This is a genomic window from Microbacterium sp. KRD172, assembly GCF_017168295.1.
GTDB lineage: Bacteria > Actinomycetota > Actinomycetes > Actinomycetales > Microbacteriaceae > Microbacterium > Microbacterium profundi.
Map to the genome: position 1 here is coordinate 642086 of NZ_JABFAS010000002.1, position 22819 is coordinate 664904.

19 protein-coding genes are annotated in these 22819 nt (G+C 68.6%); 17 read left to right on the forward strand and 2 right to left on the reverse strand.

The window, feature by feature from the left end; translation table 11 throughout:
* Positions 1-160 precede the first annotated feature (160 nt).
* Complete coding sequence (locus J1M43_RS03380) at positions 161-1345, forward strand: thiolase family protein (RefSeq protein ID WP_241245180.1); 1185 nt, start codon at positions 161-163, stop codon at positions 1343-1345.
* A 17-nt stretch (positions 1346-1362) separates the two neighbouring features.
* Here J1M43_RS03380 and J1M43_RS03385 read toward each other — a convergent pair whose 3' ends face one another.
* Together J1M43_RS03385 and J1M43_RS03390 are read right to left on the reverse strand one after the other, a co-directional pair.
* Positions 1363-2517 (reverse strand): AI-2E family transporter, encoded by a 1155-nt coding sequence (locus J1M43_RS03385; protein ID WP_206475768.1) that lies wholly within the window; start codon positions 2515-2517, stop codon positions 1363-1365.
* Between the two features lie 81 nt (positions 2518-2598).
* Entirely contained in the window at positions 2599-4134 is a 1536-nt protein-coding gene (locus tag J1M43_RS03390; RefSeq protein ID WP_206475769.1) for an alpha-N-arabinofuranosidase, read from the reverse strand.
* Between the two features lie 110 nt (positions 4135-4244).
* On the opposite strand from J1M43_RS03390, the gene J1M43_RS03395 reads away from it, so the two are divergent.
* The 16 genes from J1M43_RS03395 (at position 4245) to J1M43_RS03470 (ending at position 22723) form a co-directional block, all read left to right on the forward strand.
* Positions 4245-5504 (forward strand): D-arabinono-1,4-lactone oxidase, encoded by a 1260-nt coding sequence (locus J1M43_RS03395; RefSeq protein WP_206475770.1) that lies wholly within the window; start codon positions 4245-4247, stop codon positions 5502-5504.
* Between the two features lie 66 nt (positions 5505-5570).
* Complete coding sequence (locus J1M43_RS03400; RefSeq protein WP_206475772.1) at positions 5571-6590, forward strand: LacI family DNA-binding transcriptional regulator; 1020 nt, start codon at positions 5571-5573, stop codon at positions 6588-6590.
* Positions 6590-8131: a sugar ABC transporter ATP-binding protein gene (locus J1M43_RS03405; protein ID WP_206475774.1), complete on the forward strand. Its 1542-nt coding sequence runs from the start codon at positions 6590-6592 to the stop codon at positions 8129-8131. Before J1M43_RS03400 ends, J1M43_RS03405 begins: the two co-directional genes overlap by 1 nt.
* A 191-nt stretch (positions 8132-8322) precedes the next feature.
* Entirely contained in the window at positions 8323-9327 is a 1005-nt protein-coding gene (locus J1M43_RS03410; RefSeq protein ID WP_206475776.1) for a substrate-binding domain-containing protein, read from the forward strand.
* Between the two features lie 80 nt (positions 9328-9407).
* Entirely contained in the window at positions 9408-11069 is a 1662-nt protein-coding gene (locus J1M43_RS03415; protein ID WP_206475778.1) for a sugar ABC transporter ATP-binding protein, read from the forward strand.
* Positions 11066-12142, forward strand: a complete 1077-nt coding sequence (locus tag J1M43_RS03420; protein ID WP_206475780.1) for an ABC transporter permease — start codon at positions 11066-11068, stop codon at positions 12140-12142. Before J1M43_RS03415 ends, J1M43_RS03420 begins: the two co-directional genes overlap by 4 nt.
* Positions 12139-13176 carry an ABC transporter permease gene (locus J1M43_RS03425; protein WP_206475782.1) on the forward strand — a complete coding sequence of 346 codons (1038 nt, stop codon included), beginning with the start codon at positions 12139-12141 and terminating at the stop codon, positions 13174-13176. The genes J1M43_RS03420 and J1M43_RS03425 overlap by 4 nt, the downstream gene beginning before the upstream one ends.
* Positions 13177-13365: 189 nt before the next feature.
* Positions 13366-14385: a LacI family DNA-binding transcriptional regulator gene (locus J1M43_RS03430; protein WP_241245181.1), complete on the forward strand. Its 1020-nt coding sequence runs from the start codon at positions 13366-13368 to the stop codon at positions 14383-14385.
* A 63-nt stretch (positions 14386-14448) separates the two neighbouring features.
* Positions 14449-15510 carry a LacI family DNA-binding transcriptional regulator gene (locus J1M43_RS03435; protein WP_206475784.1) on the forward strand — a complete coding sequence of 354 codons (1062 nt, stop codon included), beginning with the start codon at positions 14449-14451 and terminating at the stop codon, positions 15508-15510.
* 161 nt (positions 15511-15671) lie between these two features.
* A complete protein-coding gene (locus J1M43_RS03440) occupies positions 15672-16424 on the forward strand; it encodes a hypothetical protein (RefSeq protein WP_206475786.1) in 753 nt (250 codons plus the stop codon).
* 43 nt (positions 16425-16467) lie between these two features.
* Positions 16468-17484 carry a substrate-binding domain-containing protein gene (locus tag J1M43_RS03445; RefSeq protein ID WP_206475788.1) on the forward strand — a complete coding sequence of 339 codons (1017 nt, stop codon included), beginning with the start codon at positions 16468-16470 and terminating at the stop codon, positions 17482-17484.
* 27 nt (positions 17485-17511) lie between these two features.
* The gene (locus J1M43_RS03450) at positions 17512-19029 is read left to right on the forward strand and encodes a sugar ABC transporter ATP-binding protein (RefSeq protein ID WP_206475790.1); all 1518 of its coding nucleotides are present in this window, start codon (positions 17512-17514) and stop codon (positions 19027-19029) included.
* On the forward strand, positions 19022-20065 hold the full coding sequence (locus J1M43_RS03455) for an ABC transporter permease (RefSeq protein WP_206475792.1): 1044 nt from the start codon (positions 19022-19024) through the stop codon (positions 20063-20065). The genes J1M43_RS03450 and J1M43_RS03455 overlap by 8 nt, the downstream gene beginning before the upstream one ends.
* Positions 20062-21081: an ABC transporter permease gene (locus J1M43_RS03460; RefSeq protein ID WP_206475794.1), complete on the forward strand. Its 1020-nt coding sequence runs from the start codon at positions 20062-20064 to the stop codon at positions 21079-21081. The genes J1M43_RS03455 and J1M43_RS03460 overlap by 4 nt, the downstream gene beginning before the upstream one ends.
* A complete protein-coding gene (locus tag J1M43_RS03465) occupies positions 21078-22121 on the forward strand; it encodes a DUF4432 family protein (RefSeq protein ID WP_206475796.1) in 1044 nt (347 codons plus the stop codon). The genes J1M43_RS03460 and J1M43_RS03465 overlap by 4 nt, the downstream gene beginning before the upstream one ends.
* On the forward strand, positions 22118-22723 hold the full coding sequence (locus J1M43_RS03470) for a DUF1349 domain-containing protein (protein WP_206475798.1): 606 nt from the start codon (positions 22118-22120) through the stop codon (positions 22721-22723). The genes J1M43_RS03465 and J1M43_RS03470 overlap by 4 nt, the downstream gene beginning before the upstream one ends.
* Positions 22724-22819: the final 96 nt, after the last annotated feature.

Genomic DNA, 22819 nt, shown 5'->3' on the forward strand with positions numbered 1-22819 from the left:
TGAAGACGAGCGGCCAAGATTCCGGCCGAGAAACCCTGCCAATGCGGGCGAGGTGTGCGGCGAGTCTAGCGGAAGCGGCAGGTGCCTGTTGCTGATCCGACAGGTTTCGGCTCGCTGCGTCACGCGCCGAGGCTGCTGCGCACAGGGCACAATGGGGTGCATGAGCAAACGCAGCGAAGCGGTTCTGGTCGACGTCGTCCGCACCCCGGTGGGGCGCGGCAAACCCGGCGGCGCACTGAGCGAGGTGCATCCGGTCGACCTCGCGGCAGGGGTCTTGAAGGTGATCCTCGAGCGCAACGGCCTGGAGTCACGGCAGATCGATGACGTGCTCCTCGGCTGTGTGAGCCAGGTCGGCGACCAGTCGATGAACATCGCCAGACAGGCGGTGCTGGCCGCGGGATTCGACGAATCCATCCCTGGTGCGACGATCGACAGGCAGTGCGGATCGAGTCAGCAAGCCGTGCACATCGCAGCCCAGGGGATCATGGCCGGCGCCTACGACGCAGTCTTGGTCGGCGGCGTGGAGTCGATGAGCCGCGTTCCGCTCGGGTCGTCCGCCGCGGGCGGATCTCCGATGTCGCCACGACTGCGCGCCCGCTACCCCGAAGGGCTGGTGAACCAGGGCGTGTCCGCAGAGCTCATCGCGCATCGCTGGGGCTTCGACCGTGACCGGCTCGACGCCTTCGCGGCCGAATCGCACCGTCGCGCCGCACAGGCATGGGCGGACGGATTCTTCGACAGCACGGTCGTCGCCGTCGACGAGGCGCCGGACGCACGAGCCGATGAGACGGTGCGCCCCGGGACGACCGCCGAGAAGCTCGCCGGACTTCAGCCCGCGTTCCGTACCGACGCACTCGCTGCGCGATTCCCGGAGTTGGGATGGCAGATTACGCCGGGCAACTCCTCACCGCTCACGGACGGCGCATCCGCCGCCCTGCTGATGAGCGCAGAGCGCGCTGAGGCGCTCGGGCTCCGCCCCCGCGCCCGGTTCCATGCGTTCTCCGTCGTGGGCGACGACCCGATGATGATGCTCACCGGGCCGATCCCCGCCACTCGTCGCATCCTCGAGCGCGCAGGTCTCACGATGGCCGATCTCGACGCGTACGAGGTGAACGAGGCCTTCGCCTCCGTGCCCCTCGCGTGGACGGCGGAACTGGGGGCGGATGCTGCGAAGCTGAATCCGCGCGGCGGCGCTATCGCGCTGGGGCACGCGCTCGGCTCTTCCGGCACGCGCCTGCTCGGCACGCTCGTCGATCACCTCGAGGCGACCGGCGGACGCTACGGACTGCAGACCATGTGCGAGGGCGGCGGCATGGCGAATGCCACCATTATCGAACGGCTCTGACGTCGAGACCCTTCTGGTCAGGTGTTCTCGGACAACTTCGGTCGCGCCCAGCGCGCAGGGAGATGGGGACCGTCCCACACCTGGATCACGCCCCACAGTGCGGCTGTGATCGGCACGGCGAGAATGGCTCCCACGATGCCGCCCAGCACTGTGCCGACGGTCAGGGCGACGAGGATGACGAACGCGTGCAGCTTCATCGATCGTCCCATCAGTACCGGCTGCAGGAAGTTTCCCTCCAGCTGGTTGACCAGCACGACGATGCCGACCACGATGAGGGCGTTCAGCCAGCCGTTGGCCACCAGCGCCACGAGGGCGGCGAGGATTCCGGCGACGGTCGCTCCGACGATGGGGATGAAGGCGAGGAGGAAGACCAGCACGGCGAGCGGGATGGCGAGAGGAACCTGCAGGATGAGCAGGCCGATGAGGATGCCGATCGCGTCCACTGCCGCAACAGTGGCGGTGCCGCGCACATACGAACCGAGCGTGCTGACCGTCTTGTCTCCGATCCGGCGAGCTCGAACATAGCCCTGACCGCGGAACGGGCGGAGCAGGAACTCCCACATCCGCGGGCCATCCTTTAGGAAGAAGAACAGGATCGTCACCATCAGCACGAGGCCGGTCACGAAGCTGGCGACGGCGCTGACGCCGGCGATCGCGCCGGAGCCGAACTGTGCGCTCGTGACGAACTCGGTGAGTGTGTCGACCCACTCGTCGATCTGCTCGGGCTGCAGGAAGTCGAACGGCAGTGTCTGCAACCAGGCGAGCAGACGCTGGAAGCCTTCCTCCGCCTGGGAGTAGAGATCGTCCCACTGATCGAGAACGGCCCACACGATCAGCCAGCCGAGCGCGCCCAGGATCACGACGATCCCGAGCAGGGTGATCACGGTCGCCGGCAGCGACGGCACACCGCGATGCCGCATCCAACCCATCACGGGATTGAAGGCACAGGCGAGGATCAGAGCGATCATCAGCGGGATCGTGACGAGCGTGAGCTGCTGGAACGCGAAGATGATCCCGGCCACGACAGCGACCACGACGATGATCTGAATCGCGCGGATGCCGAGCTTGCCGAACCCGTCTGCCCAGAGGCTCCACGGCGCGCGAGTCGCTTTCAGCTCGACGTCCTGCGACTCGAGTCGCACTCGTTGCGGATCATTTCGGAACAGTCCCATGCACCCGAGGTTAACTCTCAGGTCGCGGTTGCGCCGTTACCCCGCACGGACAACGACAGAACCGCGACCTGGACGAGCGGTTCAGGACCGCGCGACCTCCAGCTCGATCACCGACCACGACAGCGGCGGCAGGCTCGCCCGCACCGCCCCGTCGACGATCTCGGCGCCGGGCAGCGGCACCATCCGTACGGAGTCGGGGGCGCTCTCGAGATTCGCGGTGAATCGGTCGCCGTCTTCGGGGATCGTCAGCGTCTCGGCGTTCTTGACCCGAAGGTTGCCCAGCCCGCGCAGATCGACGGTGAGGTCGTTCGACTCCTCCAGCGAGCGGTTCGCGACGAACACGACCAGTCGGCCGGTCTCCTCGTCCCACGTCGCGGCCGCGTCGACGGCATCCACATCGCCGTATCTCTTGGTGCTGATCTGCGATGACGAAACGGCGAGACGCAGGATCTGCCCGCGGGCGAGGCGGGCCATCCGCTCGAAGGGCCAGAACGTCGACTGCCGCCAGGCGGCCCCGCCCTCCTCGGAGCGGATCGGGGCGATGACATTGACGAGCTGCGCCTGATTGGCGATCCGCACCCGGTCGCCGTGGCGCAGCAGGCTGTTGAGGAACGTGCCGACGACGACGGCATCCGTCACCGAATACGTGTCCTCGATGAGGCGCGGGTGCGTGCGCCACGACTTCGACACCTGGTGCGGCTGGTCCTCGGTATCGAGCCCCGACTGGTACCAGACGTTCCACTCGTCGAACGAGATGTCGACCTGCTTGGTGTGCTTGCCCGCGGCCTTCACGGCATCGATCGTCGCGACGACGCCCTCGATGAAGGCATCCATCTCCACGGCCTCGGCGAGGAACGACTCGGCGTCGCCGTCGTGCTCCTGGTAGTACGCGTGCATCGAGATGTAATCGACCTCGTCGTACGCGTGCGTGAGCACCGTGTGCTCCCAGGTGCCGAACGTTGGCATCCCCCGACCAGACGAACCGACCGCGACCAGCTCGATCGAGTCGTCGACGAGTCGCATGGCCTTCGCCGTCTCCTGCGCCAGCCGCCCGTACTCGTGGGCGGTCTTGTGGCCGATCTGCCAGGGCCCGTCGAGTTCGTTGCCCAGGCACCAGAGCTTGATGTCGAACGGGTCGGCGGAGCCGTTGCTGCGCCGCAGATCCGACCAGTACGTGCCCCCGGGGTGGTTGGCGTACTCGACCAGCGCCCGGGCCTCCTCCACGCCTCGGGTGCCCAGGTTGATCGCCTCCATCACCTCGACGTCCGCCTCGCGCGCCCAGTCCATGAACTCGTGCAGGCCGAACGCGTTGGTCTCGACGGTGTGCCAGGCGCCGTCGATGCGCACCGGACGATCCGCTGCCGGTCCGACACCGTCCTCCCAGCGGTAGCCCGACACGAAGTTGCCACCCGGGTAGCGCACGACGGTGGGTCCCATCTCGCGCACCAGGGCGAGCACGTCTCGGCGGAAGCCGCGAGCGTCGGCCTGGGGGTGCCCCGGCTCGAAGATGCCGGTGTACACGCAGCGTCCCATGTGCTCGACGAACGACCCGAACAGGCGTCGGGGCACGTCGCCGACGGTGAAGTCGCGGTCGATGGTGATGCGGGCCTGAGACATGACGCTCCCGGATATCGGCTGTGAACGGCGGTGATCAGCCCTCCTATTACATCGTGAATCGATCACGACATCGTGAATTCGGTTCGGTGAGACGGTGGCATCATGGCCGCATGGGCATCGAGCGCAACTGGGCCGGCAATCTCGCGTACCGTGCGGCAGCGGTGGCGCATCCGGCTTCGGTCGATGAGCTGCGCGACGCGATCGGCGCCGGTGGGCCGGTGCGCATGCTCGGCACGCGGCACTGCTTCAACGACATCGCCGACACGGCAGGCACTCACATCGCACTGGACCGGATGCCGACGGTCATCGAGGTCGGCGCGCAGCGGGACGCCGTGCGCGTGAGCGGCGCGCTGCGCTACGGCGACATCGCGCCGGTGATCGAGGAGCAGGGCCTCGCACTGGCGAACCTGGCCTCGCTGCCGCACATCTCGGTCGCCGGCGCGGTGGCCACCGGAACGCACGGCTCCGGCGACGCGATCGGCTCGCTCGCGAGCGCCGTCCGCGCACTCACCCTGCTGACGGCGTCCGGTGAGATCCGCATGCTGCGGCGCGGGGATGCCGGCTTCGACGGCGCCGTCGTCGGCCTCGGCGCGCTCGGCGCCGTGCTCGACATCACGCTCGACGTCGAGCCCACCTATTCCGTCGCGCAGCACGTCTACGAGCATCCGGGCTGGGATGCGCTCCTCGCCGACCTCGACGCGGTCACCGGCGCCGGCACGAGCGTGAGCATCTTCTCCACCTGGCAGCGCACGGATGCCGCCGACCAGCTCTGGATCAAGCAGCGCCAGCCCGACGACCTCCGGGCGGAGCGCGCGGCGCTGGCGGATGCGCTGGGTGCGGCACCGGCCGATGGCAAACGGCATCCGATCCTCGGCGTCGACCCCGAGGCCTGCACCGAGCAGGGCGGGGTGCCCGGGGAGTGGTTCCAGCGTCTGCCGCACTTCCGCCTGGAGTTCACGCCATCGGCGGGCGCCGAGATCCAGAGCGAATACCTGGTGGCCAGAGCGGATGCCGTCGCCGCGATCGAGGCGATCCGCTCGCTCGCGGGCCGCATCGCCCCGCTGCTGCTGGTCAACGAGATCCGCACGGTGCGGGCGGATGACCTCTGGCTGAGCATGGCGCACGGCGTCGATGCCGTGGGTCTGCACTTCACCTGGCGGCCGGACGAGCAGGCCGTGCGGGCGCTGCTGCCCGATCTGGAGGCGGCGCTTCCGGCATCCGCCCGCCCGCACTGGGGCAAGGTCTTCACGCTCGACGGCGCCGAGGTGCGCAGCCGGTATCCGCGCTGGGACGACTTCGCCGCGCTGGCCGCGCAGCACGACCCCGAGCGCCGGTTCGTGAACGAGTACCTCGAGCGCCTCGGGCTCTGAGGCCACCCGCGCGCGCCGCGTGGTTTCCCGGTAACATTGCGCGACGCGCGACCGATGGAGGTGCAGATGGCGAACGTCGGATCCGACAAGCCCAACATCCGTCAGGTCGCGACGATCGCGGGGGTCTCGCACATGACCGTGTCGCGGGTGCTGAACGATCACCCGAACATCAAGCCCGAGACCCGGCGCCGCGTGCTGGAGGCCATCGAAGAGCTCGACTACCGCCCCAACCTGGTGGCGCGGGCCCTCGCCACCCAGCGCACCCAGCGCATCGGCGTGATCGTGGAGAGCGCGGTCGCGTTCGGACCCACCAGCATCCTGCGCGCCGTCGAACTCGCCGCGCGCGAGGCCGGCTACTCGGTGTCGCCCGTCGCCCTGCACGAAGGCGACTCGCTCACCCCGCAGGATGCCGTCGACGGCCTCATCACGCAGGGCGTCGATGCGATCTGCATGGTCGCGCCGCGCTCGTCGTCGATCGCCGCGCTGCGCCGGGTCTCGATGAGCGTGCCGATGCTCGTCGTCAAGGCCGACGCCGACCCGACATTCCTCACCGTGTCGATCGACCAGCACCAGGGGACCACGCTCCTCGTCGACCACCTCGTCGCCCTCGGGCATCGCGACATCCTGCATCTGTCCGGACCGCTGGACTGGCTCGACGCGCGAGCGCGCGAACGCGCCTTCCACACCAGGGCGAAATCCTGGGGCATCCGCGAGCGCCCGATCGTCGTCGGCGACTGGTCCGCCGACTTCGCCTACGACTTCGCGCTGGGTCTGAAACGGCTGCCGGAGTACACCGCGATCTTCGCGGCCAACGACGACACAGCGATCGGACTGATCCACGGCCTGCACGACCGGGGGTTCGATGTGCCGGGCGACATCAGCGTCACCGGATTCGACGATGTGCCGCTGGCCAGGCACTTCCTCCCGCCCCTGACCACCGTCCGGCAGGACTTCCAAGCCCTGGGCAGCGCGGTCGTGGAGATGCTGCGGGCGGCCATCGAGCGCCGTGAGATCCCCCAGTTCACCCGCATCCCCACCGAGATCGTCGTGCGCGCATCGACCGCGTCGCCGCGGGAGCCGCTCTGATGACCGTCCGGCCGGCCGCACCGCTGGTGGAACTCGACGGCATCGTCGTCGAGTTCCCCGGCATCCGTGCGCTCGACGACGTCGGGTTCCGGCTGTTCCCCGGCGAGGTGCACGCGCTGATGGGCGAGAACGGCGCGGGAAAGTCGACCCTGATCGGCGTGATCACCGGCACGTGCCGTCCCTCGGCGGGCAGGATGCTCGTCGACGGCGAGGAGCGCAGCTTCTCGGGTGTGGCGGAGAGCCGGGCGGCCGGCATCGCGACGGTATTCCAGGAGGCGCAGCTGAGTCCGAACCTCAGCGTGGCGGAGAACGTGATGCTCGGACGCGAGCGCCGCGGACGCCTCGGAATCGATTGGCGCCGCACCCGAGCGGACGCGGCGCAGGCCCTCGGTCGTCTCGGCCTGGACGACCTCGATCCGCGCACGCCGCTGTCGCGGCTCTCGCCCGCGCAGAAGCAGCTCGTCGCGCTGGCGCGCTCCGTCGTGGACGACCCGCGTGTGCTGGTGCTGGACGAGCCGACCTCCAGCCTGGACCAGGCCGAGGTCGCCACTCTGATGCGGGTGATCCGCAGCCTGCGCGATCGCGGTGTGGCGATCCTGTTCATCTCGCACTTCCTCGAGCAGGCGTTCACGATCAGCGACCGGATGACCGTGCTGCGCGGCGGGCGCAAAGTCGCCGAGAGCGCCACCCGTGACCTGGAGCGCGCCGATCTGATCTCGCAGATGCTCGGCAAGGACATCGACAGCCTTCGCGCGCTGGGCTCGGAGCGCAAGGCGCACCACTACACCTCGGAGGGCGAGCCGGTGTTCCGCGCCGAGCGGCTCGGCCGTCGTGGCGAGCTGGCGCCCACCGAGGTCGAGGTGCATCGAGGCGAGATCGTCGGGTTCGCCGGGTTGCGCGGCTCCGGGCGCACCGAGCTCGCGTCGCTGATGGGCGGTGCCACACGATCGGACGGGGGCGACCTGTGGGTCGATGGCGAACGCGTGTCGCTGCGCTCTCCTTCCGCGGCGCTGCGTCGCCGCATCGCCGTGACGAGCGAGAACCGCCGTCGGGACGGGATCATCCCCGGGCTCACCGCCCGAGAGAACATCATGCTGTCGCTGCAGGCGCTGCGGGGCTGGACCCGGCCGGTGTCGCAGGCGGAGCAGGAGGCGATCCTCGACACCTACGTCGACGCACTGCACCTCGACCCGACCGACCTCTCCCGTCCGGTGGAGCAGCTCTCCGGCGGCACGCAGCAGAAGGTGCTGATCGCCCGCGCCCTCGCCGTGCGGCCCCATGTGCTGATCCTCGACGAGCCGACCAGGGGCATCGACATCGCCGCCAAGCTCGACATCCAGCAGCGCGTCAGCCAACTTGCGGGCGATGGCGTCGCGGTGGTGTTCATCTCGTCGGAGCTGCAGGAGGTGGTGCGCCTCAGCGATCGCATCGTGGTGCTGAAGGACCGCGAGAAGATCGGCGAGCTCAGCAACGGCCCGGGGGTCACGGTCGACACCGTGGTGGAGATGATCGCGGCGGAGCTGCACTCGGATGCCGAGTAAGTCAGGAATGTTCCCGGTAACAGCGTTTGGGTAACGGAACCTGCGGGCATTGAGGACAAGTCTTGTGTTCCGTAGATTGTTCCCGGTAACATTACGGGAGGACGCACCACCCCGTGAGTCCTGCGACCGACGTGCAAGGACTGCATCAGGTCTGTTCCGGGCAGCGCCCCGGTCTCTCGAGGAGGAGAACAATGTCTGCAATGAAGCACATCCGCACGGCGTTCGGCCTGGTGGCCGTCGGCGCACTCGCACTCGGTCTCGCCGCGTGCTCAAGCGGCGACTCCGGTGACAAGGGCGGCGACGCCGGCGCATCCGGTGACCTGATCAGCGTCGGTTTCGTGGCCGTGGGTCCCGAGGGCGGCTGGCGTCAGGCGAACGAGCAGAACATCAAGGACACATTCACCGAGGATGCCGGGTACAAGCTCAGCTACGCGCCCGCCGCGAACCTCGACCAGAAGTCCCAGATCGACAGCTTCACCGCCTTCGTCGACCAGGAGGTCGACGTGATCCTGCTGTCGGCCACCGAGGCCACCGGCTGGGAGGACTCGCTCAAGCTCGCCCAGGAGGCCGAGATCCCGGTGATCCTGCTCGACCGCGGTATCGAGCCCGATGATGACAGCCTGTACGTGACCCGCATCGCGCCCGACAACGTCGAGGTCGCGAAGGAGGTCGGCGAGTGGGCGGCGACCACCTTCCCCGAGGGCGGCAACTACGTCGTGCTCGAGGGTCCCGCCGGCGTCGGGGTCGTCAACGAGCGCAACAAGGGCTTCGAAGAGGGCCTCGGCGACTCCGCGCTGACCAAGGTCGACGCGCAGACCGCCAACTGGTCGACGGAAGAGGGCAAGAGCGTTCTGGAGACCATGCTCAAGGCGAACAACAATGACATCCAGTTCGTGTTCGCTCAGAACGACGAGATGGGTCTCGGCGCCGCGCAGGCCGCTGAAGAAGCCGGGCTCACGGTCGGAACCGACATCAAGATCGCCACGATCGACGGCACCAAGAACGCCATCCAGGCGCTCGCCGACGGCAAGCTCAGCTATGTGCACGAGTACAACCCGCTGTTCGGCGAGACCGCTCTCGACGTCGTGAAGAAGGCCCTCGCGGGCGACAAGGTCGACTCGTACATCATCGTTCCGAGCCTGGCCTTCGACTCGGCCGACGCAGCCAAGACCGCGCTGCCGGACCGCAAGTACTGAACGACTGCCGGGTGGCGCCCAGCGCGCCACCCGGCATCCGTCTGCCGCAGACGAGCGTGCCCGAAACGAGAGAGACGTCGATGACCGAAGAACTGCCCATCGTGCAGATGCACGGGATCTCGATCGAGTTCCCCGGCGTGAAAGCGCTCGACGGCGTCGACTTCCGTCTGTTCCCGGGCGAGGTTCACGCTCTGATGGGTGAGAACGGGGCCGGCAAGTCCACTCTCATCAAAGCGCTCACCGGCGTCTACGGGATCGACTCGGGTTCGATCGCGGTCCTCGGACAGGAGCGCAGCTTCAGCGGCACCGGCGACGCGCAGGAGGCCGGCATCTCGACGGTCTACCAGGAGGTCAACCTCGCCCCGAACCTCTCCATCGGGGAGAACGTGATGCTCGGGCACGAGATCCGCGGTCTCTTCGGCGTCAACTGGCGTGCCACCCACCGCGCCGCCACCGAGGCGCTCGCCCGACTCGGGCTGGAGCACCTCGACACCCACAAGTCCCTCTCCACCCTCTCGATCGCCCTGCAGCAGCTCGTCGCCATCAGTCGCGCGATGGCGATCGAGGCCAAGGTGCTCATCCTCGACGAGCCGACCTCCAGCCTGGACGCGGCAGAGGTCGAGGGGCTGTTCGCCGTCATGCGCTCCCTGCGCGATCAGGGCGTGGCGATCCTCTTCGTCTCGCACTTCCTCGACCAGGTCTACGCGATCAGCGACCGTCTCACGGTGCTGCGCAACGGACGGTACGAGGGCGAGTACCTCACCCGCGACCTCGACCGTCACGCCCTCATCTCGAAGATGATCGGCAAGGACCTCGATGCGCTGAAGTCGCTCGGGGGCAACCGCCGCACCGCGCCGCGGTCCGCCGATGAAGCACCGCTGCTCTCAGCATCCGGCATCGCCCGTCGGGGCTCCGTCGAGGCGACCGACCTCGACATCCGCGCCGGTGAGGTGGTCGGCTTCGCCGGCCTGCTCGGCTCGGGACGCACCGAGCTCGCCCGGCTGCTCTACGGCGCCGACCGACCCGAGACGGGGACGATCCTGCTGAACGGCCGCCGGACCGAGATCAAATCGCCCGCCGACGGGCTCGCCAAACGCATCGCCTTCTCGACCGAGAACCGCCGCGACGAGGGGATCATCGGCGATCTCACCGTGCGCGAGAACATCGTGCTGGCCGTGCAGGCCGAGCGCGGTTGGGCGAGACCCATTCCGCGCAAGGAGCAGGATGCCATCGTCGAGAAGTACATCACCGAACTCAACGTGCGCCCGGCCGATCCGAACCGGATGATCAAAAACCTCTCCGGCGGAAACCAGCAGAAGGTGCTGCTGGGGCGCTGGCTGGCCACCAAGCCGGAGCTGCTCATCCTCGACGAGCCCACCCGCGGCATCGACGTCGGCGCGAAGGCCGAGATCCAGGAGGCCGTCGCCGAGCTCGCCGAGGAGGGCGTCGCCGTCGTGTTCGTCTCCTCCGAGCTCGAGGAGGTCGTGCGCCTCTCGGAGCGGATCGTCGTGCTCAAGGACCACCGCAAGATCGGCGAGATCCAGAACGGCCCCGGCGTCACCGCCCAGGAGATCGTCGACGTCATCGCCGCGCACGGAACGGATGCCGCCGCAGACGACCTCGGCGACACGGAGGGCGCACTGCCCGATACCATCGCCGAGACGGGCCCCGACGCCCGAACAAGCGCAGACGCGGCCCCGACCGCAGACGCCGTCACGACCGCAGAGCAGGAGGCGCGATGACCGCCGCGACCACCACATCCTTCTGGCGCGACCTGGCTCGCAAGCCGTTCTTCTGGGGCGTCGTCGCCATCCTCGCGCTGCTCGCCCTGAACGTGCTGAAGGACCCGACCTACCTGGCGATCACGATCAACCCGAACAACGGCAACCTGGTCGGCAACCTGATCGACATCCTGCGCCAGGCCGCTCCCATCATGATGATCGCGATCGGGATGTCGCTGGTGATCGCCACGGCCGGCATCGACCTCTCGGTCGGGTCGCTCATGGCCGTCGCCGGGGCCGTCTCGATGGAGTTCCTCAAGAACGTCGGCGACTCGTCCTCGGTCGGCGTCGCGCTCGCCGCGGTCGGGCTGTCGCTGCTGGTCACCGGCATCCTCGGTGCGGTCAACGGCATCCTGGTCGCCTATGTCGGGCTGCAGCCGTTCATCGCCACGCTCGTGCTCATGCTCGCCGGCCGCGGTATCGCCAAGGTCATCACCGGCGGGCAGAACACGGCCGCCTCCAACGACCCGTACCGCTGGATCGCGAACGGCTACGTCATCGGCATCCCGGTGGTGTTCATCCTGGCCCTGCTGATCGTCCTGGCCGTCGGCTGGGTGGTGCGCCGCAGTGCGCTCGGGCTGATGATCGAGGCGATCGGCATCAACCCGAAGGCCAGCCGGATGGCCGGCATCAAGCCCAAGGGACTGCTGTTGACCGCGTACATCCTCAGCGGAGTGCTGGCCGGCGTCGCCGGCATCATGTCGGTCGGCAGTGTGATGACCGTCGACATCTCCCGCACCGGCTATCAGCTCGAACTCGATGCGATCCTCGCGGTCGTGATCGGCGGGGCCTCGCTGATGGGTGGCAAGTTCTCGCTCTCCGGTGCCTTCGTCGGTGCGCTGCTGATCGCCACGCTCGACAAGACCGTGCTGTACCTGGGCATCTCCTCGTCGGCGACTCCCGCGTTCAAGGCCATCGTGATCATCGTGATCTGCCTGCTGCAGTCCGAGCGGGTGCGCAACTGGTTCCAGGGACGCAAGAAGGCGGTCGCCGCCCCGAAAGCCGAGACCGCGAAAGAGGAGGTGACGGCATGAGCCTCGCGACTGCAGCACCCGCCGTCACCGCGGCGCCCGGGCCGATCGACCGCATCCGTCGTCTGATCACGGCCAACCCGTCGGTGCTGCCGACGATCGCCTCGGTGGTCATCTTCGTCGGCATGATCGTCTACGGCGAGACGGCTTACGGCCGCATCGTGCAGGCCAGCACGATGTCGAACCTGCTGATCAACAACACGCACCTCATCGTGCTCGCCGTGGCGCTCACGTTCGTGATCATCACGGGCGGGATCGACCTCTCCGTCGGATCGATCATCGCCTTCTCCTCGGTCGCCGGTGTCATGCTGGCGAACGCCGGATGGCATCCGCTGATCGTCGTCGTCGCGATGATCGGTTTCGGTGCCCTGTTCGGTCTCGTCTCCGGCATCCTGATCCGGTACTTCAACGTGCAACCCTTCATCGCGACACTCGCGATGATGTTCCTCGGGCGCGGTCTCGCCTCGCTGCTGAGCACCAAGCCCGAGCGGCTGCCTGAAGAGTCGCCGATCCGCTGGATCAGCGACAAGATCAAGCTCGTCGATGGGCCGAAGGTCAACGACCTCACCATCACTCCGGCCGTGATCATCGCCGTGCTCGTGGTGCTCGCCGCGTTCTTCGTGCTGCACCGCACCCGCACCGGGCGCACGGTGTACGCGATCGGCGGATCCGAGAACTCGGCCCTGCTGATGGGACTTCCCGTGCAGCGCACGAAGGTGCTGGTCTACGTGATCAGCGGTGCGCTCTCCGGTGTGGCCGCCGTGCTGTACACCTCGCGGCTCGGCACGGCGCAGAACATCACCGGCATCGGCTGGGAGCTCGACGCGATCGCCGCGGCCGTGATCGGCGGCACGGTGCTCACCGGCGCCTACGGTTACGTGCTCGGCTCCGTGATCGGAGCCCTGGTGCTCGGGTTGATGAACGTGCTGATCACCCGTGACGGCGGCATCCCGCCCGAGATGACCACGATCATCACTGGCGGCATCCTGCTGGTCTTCGTGCTGCTGCAGCGGGCCGTGACCCGCAAGAAGGAATAGCCCCGCGGCGTCGGCGCCGCGCTGGACACCGGCCGCGCTGGACGCCGGCCGCGCTGGACACCGGCCGCGCTGGACGCCGGCGGCGGTGCCACGAGGATGGAAAGGTCGGTGCGGGGCCGCCGGAACCCGCACTTTCCATCCGTGACGGTGAGCCTCGCGTCCGCCGGGCGGGCCGTACACTCGGGAACGATGACGGGGACGGGAGCGGAGCGGATGCGCGCAGTCGGCGTACGCGAGGTCGCGGCGCACGCAGGGGTATCGCGGCAGACCGTGTCGCGAGTGCTCAACGAGCACCCCGATGTCGCCCCCGAGACGCGCGAGCGCGTGCTGGCCGCCGTGCACGAACTCGGTTATCGGATGAACAACGTCGCCCGCGCGTTCGGAACGAAGCGTTCGCGCACGATCGGCGTGCTGGCATCGGACGCGCTGCTCTACGGACCCTCTCGCAGCATCGCGGCGCTCGAGGCGTCGGCGCGCGAGGCCGGTTACTGGGTGAGCGCCGCGTTCGCCGAGTCGGGGGACTCGGATGCCGTGGCCGCGGCGGTGGAGCATCTCGCCGCTCAGGGCGTGGACGGCATCGTGGTGGTCGCCCCGCATGCGCGCACCCTGCGGGCGCTGGACGCGTTGAGCATCGGGATCCCGATCCTGACCCTGCATTCCGCAGGACACGGGCCGCGCGGATTGTCGATCGATCAGGCTGCGGGCGCCCGACTGGCCGCCGCGGCGCTGGCGGATGCCGGCCACGTGCGCATCGCCCACCTCGCGGGGCCGGCGGACTGGCTCGAGGCGGAGTCTCGGGCGAGGGGCTTCACGGCCGAACTCGCCGCTCGCGGTCTGCGGGCCGTCGCGACGATCGCGGGCGACTGGACGGCCAGGTCCGGCTACGAGGCGGTCGAGGTCGTGCGGGCGTCGGGAGCCACGGCGGTGTTCTCGGCGAACGACCAGATGGCGCTCGGGCTGCTCGGCGGGCTGCACGAGGCCGGCGTCGCCGTGCCGGGAGAGGTCAGCGTCGTCGGCTTCGACGACATCCCCGACGCGGCGTACTCCTGGCCCAAGCTGAGCACGGTCCGTCAGGACTTCGAGGAGCTCGCGCGCCGCGCGGTGGCCTCCATCGTGGGCGGAAACCCGGCAGTGGAGCCCGGCGCTCCCGCGCCGGTGTTCGTGGCGCGGGACTCCGTGGCGCCGCCGCGGGTGCCCCCCACATCATGAACCGGTTCATCTCTGGCTAGAGTTGAGCGAGCGCATCCAGCGCGAGACGAGGGCGGAAGCAGGATGAGCGACGTGGAGAGACAGGCCGACGCCGCCGTGGACGGCGGCGACGAGCATCCTCGCGTCGTGGGGGTGCGCGATGTCGCGCGCCGAGCCGGCGTATCGCTCGGCACGGTCTCCAACGTGCTGAACAGCCCCGACAAGGTGGGCGAGCGCACCCGCTCGCGCGTGGAGAGCGCCATCAGTGAATTGGGCTTCGTCGGATCCCGCGCGGCCGGGCAGCTGCGCAGCCGACGAAGCGGGCTCGTGGGCGTCGTGGTGCCCGACGTCGGCAACCCGTATTGGGCGGCTGTGCTGCGCGGGGTCGAATCGGTGCTGGAGGACCGCGACCTCGCACTGATCGTGGGCTCGACCCGCCAGAGCCCGCAGCGTCAGGAGCGGCTGCTGCACGGATTGGCCCGTCAGGGCGTGGACGGACTTCTGGTCGCCCCGATCGACGCCGGGCGCTCCTGGGAGGGCTTCGCCGACCGGCACCTCGGGGTGGTCGCGCTCGACAGCGACTCCGGCGTGGGGGCGGGAATCAGCCTGGACAACGTCGACGGCGCCCATCAGGCCGTCACCCACCTGCTGACGATGGGGCATCGATCGATCTGCTTCATCAACGGGCTGGGCAGCGTCCCCTGGTGCGCAGAACGCCGGGTCGGGGTGCTGCGCGGCATCCGCGAAGCAGGTCTGGATCCCGACGAGGTGCTCATCGACGTCGAGGTGTCCGACCTCACCTCGGCCGAGGGTCTGCGCGCGGCGGACGAGCTGTGGGACAGCGCCCGGCCGACGGCCGTGCTCTGTGCGAACGACCTGCTCGCGCTCGGCGTGCTGCTGTCTGCGCAGCGACGCGGTCTGGACGTGCCCGGTGACGTCTCCCTGGTCGGCTACGACGACGTCGAGTTCGTCGAAGCCCTCCGGCCTGCGCTGACCACCGTGCGCCAGCCGTCGTTCGAGGTCGGTGTGGTGGCTGCGGAGATGCTGCTGCGGGGGAGCGGAAGCAGGCGGATGACGGGCGAGCGCGCCCTTCTCTCGCCGCAGCTGGTCGTGCGCCAGTCGTCGGGTCCTGCGCCCCGGCCCTGAGCCTCTCCGGCCGGCGCCCGATGACCGATTCGGTCACGGGAGGACATCGATCGCTCGTCCGCCGCTCCTCAGGCTTGACTTCCGCGAGGAGTCGATACAAGATTAAACCGGTTCAAATTTGAACCGGTTCATCACATCATCGCCGATACAGCGGAGGACCAATGACGAGGACGTCGATCACACGACGCGAGTACGACGAGTGGGTTCGCGAGGCCGCGGCTCTGGGCCGTGCGCTGCGTTATCCGATCACCGAGGACATGGTCAACGACTCCGCCGGCATCGTCTTCGGCGACGACCAGTACGCTGCCTTCGAGAACGGCCTGTGGTCGCGCGAGCCGTACGAGGCGATGATCATCTTCGAGTCGCTCAATGAGCCAGCCGTCGACGGACTCCCCGCCGGGGCGGCCGCCTACTCCGATTTCTCGGGGCTGTGCGACAAGCTCATGATCGTGCACCCGGGCAAGTTCTGCCCACCGCACTACCACCGTCGCAAGACCGAGAGCTACGAGGTCGTCCTCGGCGAGATGGAGGTCTTCTACGGCCCCGTGCCCGTCGCCGACCCGCACGACCCCGAGGTGCTCGCCTTCTCGGGCATGCCCGCGGGCGGTGCCTGGCCCGAGGGCGTGGCGCTGCCGGCCGGTCGTGAGGAGTCCTACGCGGGCCTGACGAGCTATGTGCGCCTGCGGGCGGGCGACCCCAAGCTCGTCATGCACCGCAAGCACCTGCACGCTTTCCGCTGCCCGGCCGACTCCACCGTGCCGCTGGTCGTGCGCGAGGTGTCGACGTACAGCCACGAGCCCACCGAGGCCGCCGAGGGCACCACCGCTCCGCTGCCGGACTGGGCCGGGATCCACGACAACGCCTTCGTGTCCGAGACGGCCAACTCCGGTCGTCTGAGCACGTCATTCAGCTGATTTCCCCGCATCACACAACAAACAGAAAGTCGAAGGAGACACCATGCGTCGCAAGTCACTACTCGCCCTTGCCGTGATCCCGCTGCTCGCCCTGGCGGGCTGCGCGTCCGGCGCCGATGAACCCACGGACGGCAAGTCCAGCGGTGACACGGTGCAGTTCGAGGCGAAGGATCCGCTCACGATCGGATACTCGGTCTACGACCTGCAGAACCCCTACTGGCAGGCCTACTCCGACGGAGTCAAGGCCGGCGCCGAGGAGAACGGCATCGAGGTCCTGATCGCCGACCAGAAGAGCTCGCAGCAGGAGCAGGTCTCGGGCAGCCTCGACCTGATCAACCAGGGCATCTCGGCACTGATCATCACGCCGGTCCAGCCCTCCGCACTGCCTGCGACGATCGATGCGGCGCACGACGCGCGCATCCCCGTCGTGATCGCCGACATCGGCACGGCGGGCGACTACGACGCCTACATCCTCTCGAACAACTACAACGGCGGTGAGCTCGCGGCTCAGTACGTCATCGATCAGGCGGGTGACTCCACCGACGCCAAGAAGGTCGGCGTGATCGAACTGCACGCGGGTTCGGTCGTGGGCGAGGAGCGGGTGAACGGCTTCAAGGAGGCGATCGCCAAGGACGACCGCTTCGAGGTCGTCGCCAGCCTGGACGGCTCGGACACCGTCGACGGTGGATACGCCGCAGCACAGGACATGCTCTCGGCCAACCCCGATCTCGACATCATCTACGCGGCCAACGACGCCTCGGCGGTCGGCGCGCAGCGCGCCCTCGAGACGGCCGGCAAGTCCGTCGCGGACGGCTTCACGCTGATCGGCTTCGACGGCAACGACGACGCACTCGGCCTGATCGAGAACGGCCTGATGTCGGCTACCGTCGCACAGGACCCCTACGGTCAGGGCAAGGCGGCGGTCAAGACCGCGCTCGCACTGCTGAAGGGCGAGGACGCCGGATACTCCGACGCCGACACGAAGACGGTCTACTTCCCGGTCGAGATCGTGACCCAGGACACCGTGGCCGACTTCAAGGCCGGCCGCGCGGCCCGCTGACGAAGACAGAAGCAGAGGACCCTTGCCATGAGCGCCGTGCTCGCAGTCGAGAACATCGTCCAGCAGTACCCGGGCGTGCGCGCCCTGAAAGGCGTGTCGCTCGAGATCGAGTCCGGACGGATTCTCGCTCTCGTCGGCGAGAACGGCGCTGGCAAGAGCACTCTGATCCGGATCCTCGCGGGCATCGAGCAGCCCGTCGAGGGGGTTCTGCGGCTTCGCGGAGAGGCCTGCCGGTTCGGCAGCTCCGCGGAGTCGCAGGCCGCCGGGATATCGGTCGTCAGCCAGGAGTTCCGTCTGGTTCCCCAACTGTCGATCGCCGACAACATCATGCTCGGACACGAGCTGACGACCTCCGGAGTCATCCGTGGTCGCGAGACCCGCCAGCGGGTCGCCGAGCTGCTCGCGCTGCTCGGTCTGGATCTCGATCCGAACCGCCTCGTCAGCTCGCTGACCACCGGCGACCAGCAGATGGTCGAGATCGCACGGGCTCTCTCGCGCGACTTCGACGTGCTCATCATGGACGAGCCGACCGCGGCCCTCAACCGCGCCGAGGTCGCACAGCTGCACGAGATCGTGCGCCGACTCGCCGCGCAGGGCAAGGCCATCGTCTACGTCTCCCACCATCTCGACGAGGTCTTCGACCTGTGCGACGAGGTCGCGGTGCTCCGCGACGGATCACTGGTGCACCGCTCGGAGACCGCAGCGCTCGACGAGCAGGGCCTGGTCGAGCACATGCTCGGAAGAAAGCCCCAGACCCTCGAACGCCGCACCGAAGAGGCAGCGGCGCGTGACGAGCGTCTCTCTGTGGAGAGCGTGCGCCTCGGCGGATTCGACGAGCCTTTCTCTCTCACAGTCGGCGCGGGTGAGATCGTCGGTCTCGCCGGACTGATCGGCTCGGGCCGCAGTGAGCTCACCCGGGCCCTCTTCGGCGACCTGGCCATTCTCGACGGCGTGGTGAGGGTCGACGGCGACATCGTCTCGCTGCGCTCGGTCTCGGCCGCGATCCGCGCCGGAATCTACATGCTCAGCGAGGACCGCAAGAACGAAGGCATCCTGCCCCACCTCGACGTGACCGAGAACGCCATGGTGTCGCGCGACCCCGCCGCCACCTCCTGGTGGCGTCGGCTCGTCCCCTCCCGCCGGGAGGAGGGCGGCCTCTTCGAGGGCCTGCGTCGGGATCTGCGCATCCGCGTGCCCCACGGCCGTCAGCTGATCGGCAACCTCTCGGGCGGCAACCAGCAGAAGGTGCTTCTCGGTCGCGCACTGGAATCCGGATGCCGGGTGCTGCTTCTGAACGAGCCCACCCGAGGGGTGGATGTCGGCGCGAAGCTCGAGATCTACCAGCTGATCCGGCGCTTGGCCTCGCAGGGTGTCGGCGTCATCGTCTCCAGCTCCGATGCGCCGGAGCTCGTGGCGATCTCCGAGCGCTGCGTCGTGTTCCTCGCCGGCCGCCAGACCGCCGAGCTGCAGGGTGCGGAGATCACAGAGGACAACATCGTCGGTGCATCCGTCGGGCAGATCACCCTGGAGGGAACCCATGACTGAAACACAGGGTGCGACGGTGGATGCCGTCGCCGTCGCAGATCAGGAGCGCGACGCCTCGGCCGTGCGTGCCGATCGCGCCGCGCGGCGCCAGGGTCTGCTGCAGAAGCTCGGGGTCGTCATCCCCTTCGTCGTCGTGCTCGTGGCCGGCATCCTCCTCGTGCCGAACTTCCTGAGCGGTTCGAACATCACCAACATGCTCGTCAACGGCGCGATCCTCGCGATCACCGCGTACGGGATGACGATGGTGATCGCGCTGCGCGGAATCGATCTCTCGGTCGGCTCGACCCAGGCCGTCGTCGCCTGCGTCGCGGCCGTCTCGGTGAACACCTGGGGGCTCGCGACCGGGATCCTCGCCGGACTGCTCGCCGCGATCGTCCTGGGGCTCCTCAACGGCATCGTCGTCACGACGTTCCGGGTGCCCTCCTTCATCGCGACGCTCTCGACCATGAGCGTCTTCCGGGGGCTCGCCCTGCTGTTCACCGGCGGCGCCCCGATCATGATCGCCGACATGTCGTTCCGCTCGGTCTCCACGTCATCCGTCGCGGGTGTTCCGGTGCCGTTCATCCTCGCAGTGATCATCGGCGCCGGCTTCTGGTTCGTGCTCGATCGGATGCGGTTCGGCAAGCACCTGGTCGCCGTCGGCGGCAGCCCGGAATCGGCGGCCGACAGCGGCATCAACGTGAAGCGGATCAACCTCATCGCCTACGTGGTGGCCGCGCTCGCCGCGGGCGTCGCGGGCATCCTGCTGGCGAGCCAGCTCGGAAACGTCAACGGGTCGCTCAGCACCGGCCTCGAACTGCAGGCGATCGCCGTGGTCGTGCTCGGCGGTACGAGCATGGCCGGTGGGCGCGGCAACATCGTCGGCACCTTCCTCGCCGCGCTTCTGCTGGCGATGATCAACTCCGGGCTGAACCTGCTCAACGTCGCATCGTTCTACCAGTACGTCGCACTCGGTGTGCTGCTCGTGTTCGCGCTCAGTCTCGACAGCGCCCAGCGGGCCGCAGTCCGGCGTGTGTTCGAAGGAAAGGCATCATGACCGCCACCCTGCCCGCACTCGAGCCCGTGGAAGAGCAGTCCGAGCGGTCGAGGCTCTCGGCCTGGATGCAGACCGCCGTCTCCTTCGTCTCCCGGCAGTACCTCGTGGTGGTGGTCGTCGTCGCCTTCCTCGCCGTCGGCGTCGTGAAGCCGTCGTTCTGGGGCGCGGGCAACATCGAGAACATCCTGTTCGAGACCGCCTTCGTCGGCATCGCCGCCTGCGGGATGGTGCTGCTGATCACGGGAGGACTGCTCGACCTGAGCGTCGCGGGCATCCTGGCGGTGAGCGCGATCGCGGTCGGGACCGCGCTGCCGCACACCACCATCGGGGTGGTCATCGTGCTGGCCATCGGCGTGGGTGCGGCCCTCGGCCTCGTCAACGGACTTCTGATCACCTATGTCAGGATCGCGCCGTTCATCGCGACACTGGGCACCCTCTACCTGTTCCTGGGTGCGTCGTTCATCTGGACCGGCGGCTCGGTCGTGAGCGTCACCTCGAGGAACTTCCGTGCGTTCACCACCGGATCGATCGGCGTGGTGCCCTACGCGTTCATCGCGCTCATCGTGCTGGCCGTCATCACCTACTTCCTGCTCTACCGCACCAGCTTCGGCCGCACACTGCGGGCGGTCGGATCGAACGAGCGGGCCGCGCAGCTCGCCGGCATGCAGGTCAACCGCACGAAGGTCCTGGTCTTCGTCGTCGCAGGGATCTGCTTCGCCCTGGCCGGGGTGTTCATGGCGGGACGCCTCTCCTCCGCAGAGGCGAACATGGCGACCGGCCTCGAGATGAACGTGATCGCCGCGGTCGTCGTCGGCGGCACGGCGCTGCGAGGCGGACGAGGCACGGTCTTCGGCGCGGTCGTGGGAGCCCTGCTCTTCGCGGTGCTGTCGAAGGCGCTGAACATGCTCGGCGTCGCGTCGTACTGGCAGTACGTGGTCACCGGCTCGGTGCTCGTCGTCGCCGTCGCCGTCGGCGCATGGCGCCGGTCGGCCGCCGAGGTGCGGGGTGCGGGTTGACCCTGACGGGCGGCGCAGCGGCCTGGGGTGAGACGACGCGAAAGGTCGGCGATGCCGACCAGCTCGTGCGAGTCGACCGGGCGCAGCTGACCGAGGGAATGGCCGCGGGCGCGCCCGTGCTGATCGTGCGCAATCCGCGCGGGGTGTCGTTCGAGGTGCTCCTCGACCGTGCGATGGACATCGGTTGGGCCGATGCATCGGGTCTCCCGCTCGCCTGGGCGTCGGCCCGGGGGCGGGTCGCAGCGGTGCGGCACGAGCCCGATGGCGCCGGCTGGATCAGGACGTTCGGCGGCGGTCTGCTGACGACGTGCGGGCTCGCCTCCTCGGGCATGCCGTCGACGGTGGACGGCACCGCGCACGGCCTGCACGGCCGCATCGGCCACATCGCGGCCGACAACGTGACCTGGCGCATCCGGGGCGAAGGGGAGGACGCGCACCTCGAGATCACGGGCGACGTCGTCGAAGCCGCTCCGGGGTCGCCGACTCTGAGGCTCCTCCGTTGCATCCGCGCCTGGATCCGGCATCCGATTCTGGAGATCGAGGACACGGTCTCGAACGACGGATTCGACGACGCCGGCCACATGTTCCGTCATCATCTCAACCTCGGGTACCCGATCCTCGACGACGACACGACGATCGCGACCGACGCGACCGTGTTCGGATCGCGGGACGAGCCGGGCGTGCCCTCGATCGACGACATCGCCCCGGGGGTGTCCGCAGCGCCGACCGACGAGCAGGTGATCTACGCGCACTCGGGCCCGCAGGCGCGGCTCACGCTCAACTCGCCCGAGCGCGACGTCGCCCTGACTCTGGAATGGAGCGGCGACACGTTCCCGCTGCTGATCCTCTGGCGCGATGCCAGCCCGGGGACCAACGTGCTGGGGGTCGAGCCGTCGACCTCGCGCGACGGCGGGCGGGCCCAGGCTCTGCGCGACGGAGAGCTCGTGACCCTGCGGCCCGGCGAGCGACGCCGCTATCGCACGCGGATCACGGTCGAAAGCGCCGACAGGGCGTCGGAGCACGGGAAGGCTGGAGCATGAGCATCGACCTGACCGGGCTGCCGTCGCTGGAGTGGACCCACGGCCCCGGAGGCGCGGAGCACGGCGACGACCGGCTGGTGCTGACCGCCGCCGCGGGAACCGACTGGAGCAATGATGCGACCCGAGACGGCGCACCGGCTGAACCGCTGTCGACCAGCCTGTCCTTCGCCCCCGGGCACGGGGATTTCCTGCTCTCGGCGCGCGTCGAGGTGAATCCTCCCCGCACGACGTTCGATGCCGCGGTGCTCACGGTGTGGGCAGACGATCGTCATTGGGCCAAGCTCTGCTTCGAGCAGTCCCCTCAGGGCGAGGCCATGGTCGTCAGCGTCGTGACCGACGAGTTCTCGGATGACGCGAACGGCGCGCCGGTCGAGGGCTCGGCTGTCTGGCTGCGCATCGCGCGCGTCGGATCGGCGTTCGCCTTCCACTCTTCGCTCGACGGCGCCTTCTGGCGGTTCGCGCGGCTCTTCCGGTTGGACCTGCACGGGGATCCGCGGGTGGGATTCATGGCGCAGGCGCCGAACGGCGACCGAGCCGAGGCCGTTTTCAGCCACGTGTCCTTCGAGCGTCGGACGCTGAAGGACCTTCGCAACGGCGAATGAGAGAACACGGCTCCTCCGCAATGCCCGCGTGCGGGTTGACGGGAGTGACGAGCCCGTGATTGAGTGACTGTGACCGGTCACAGTTTCGATGAAGAG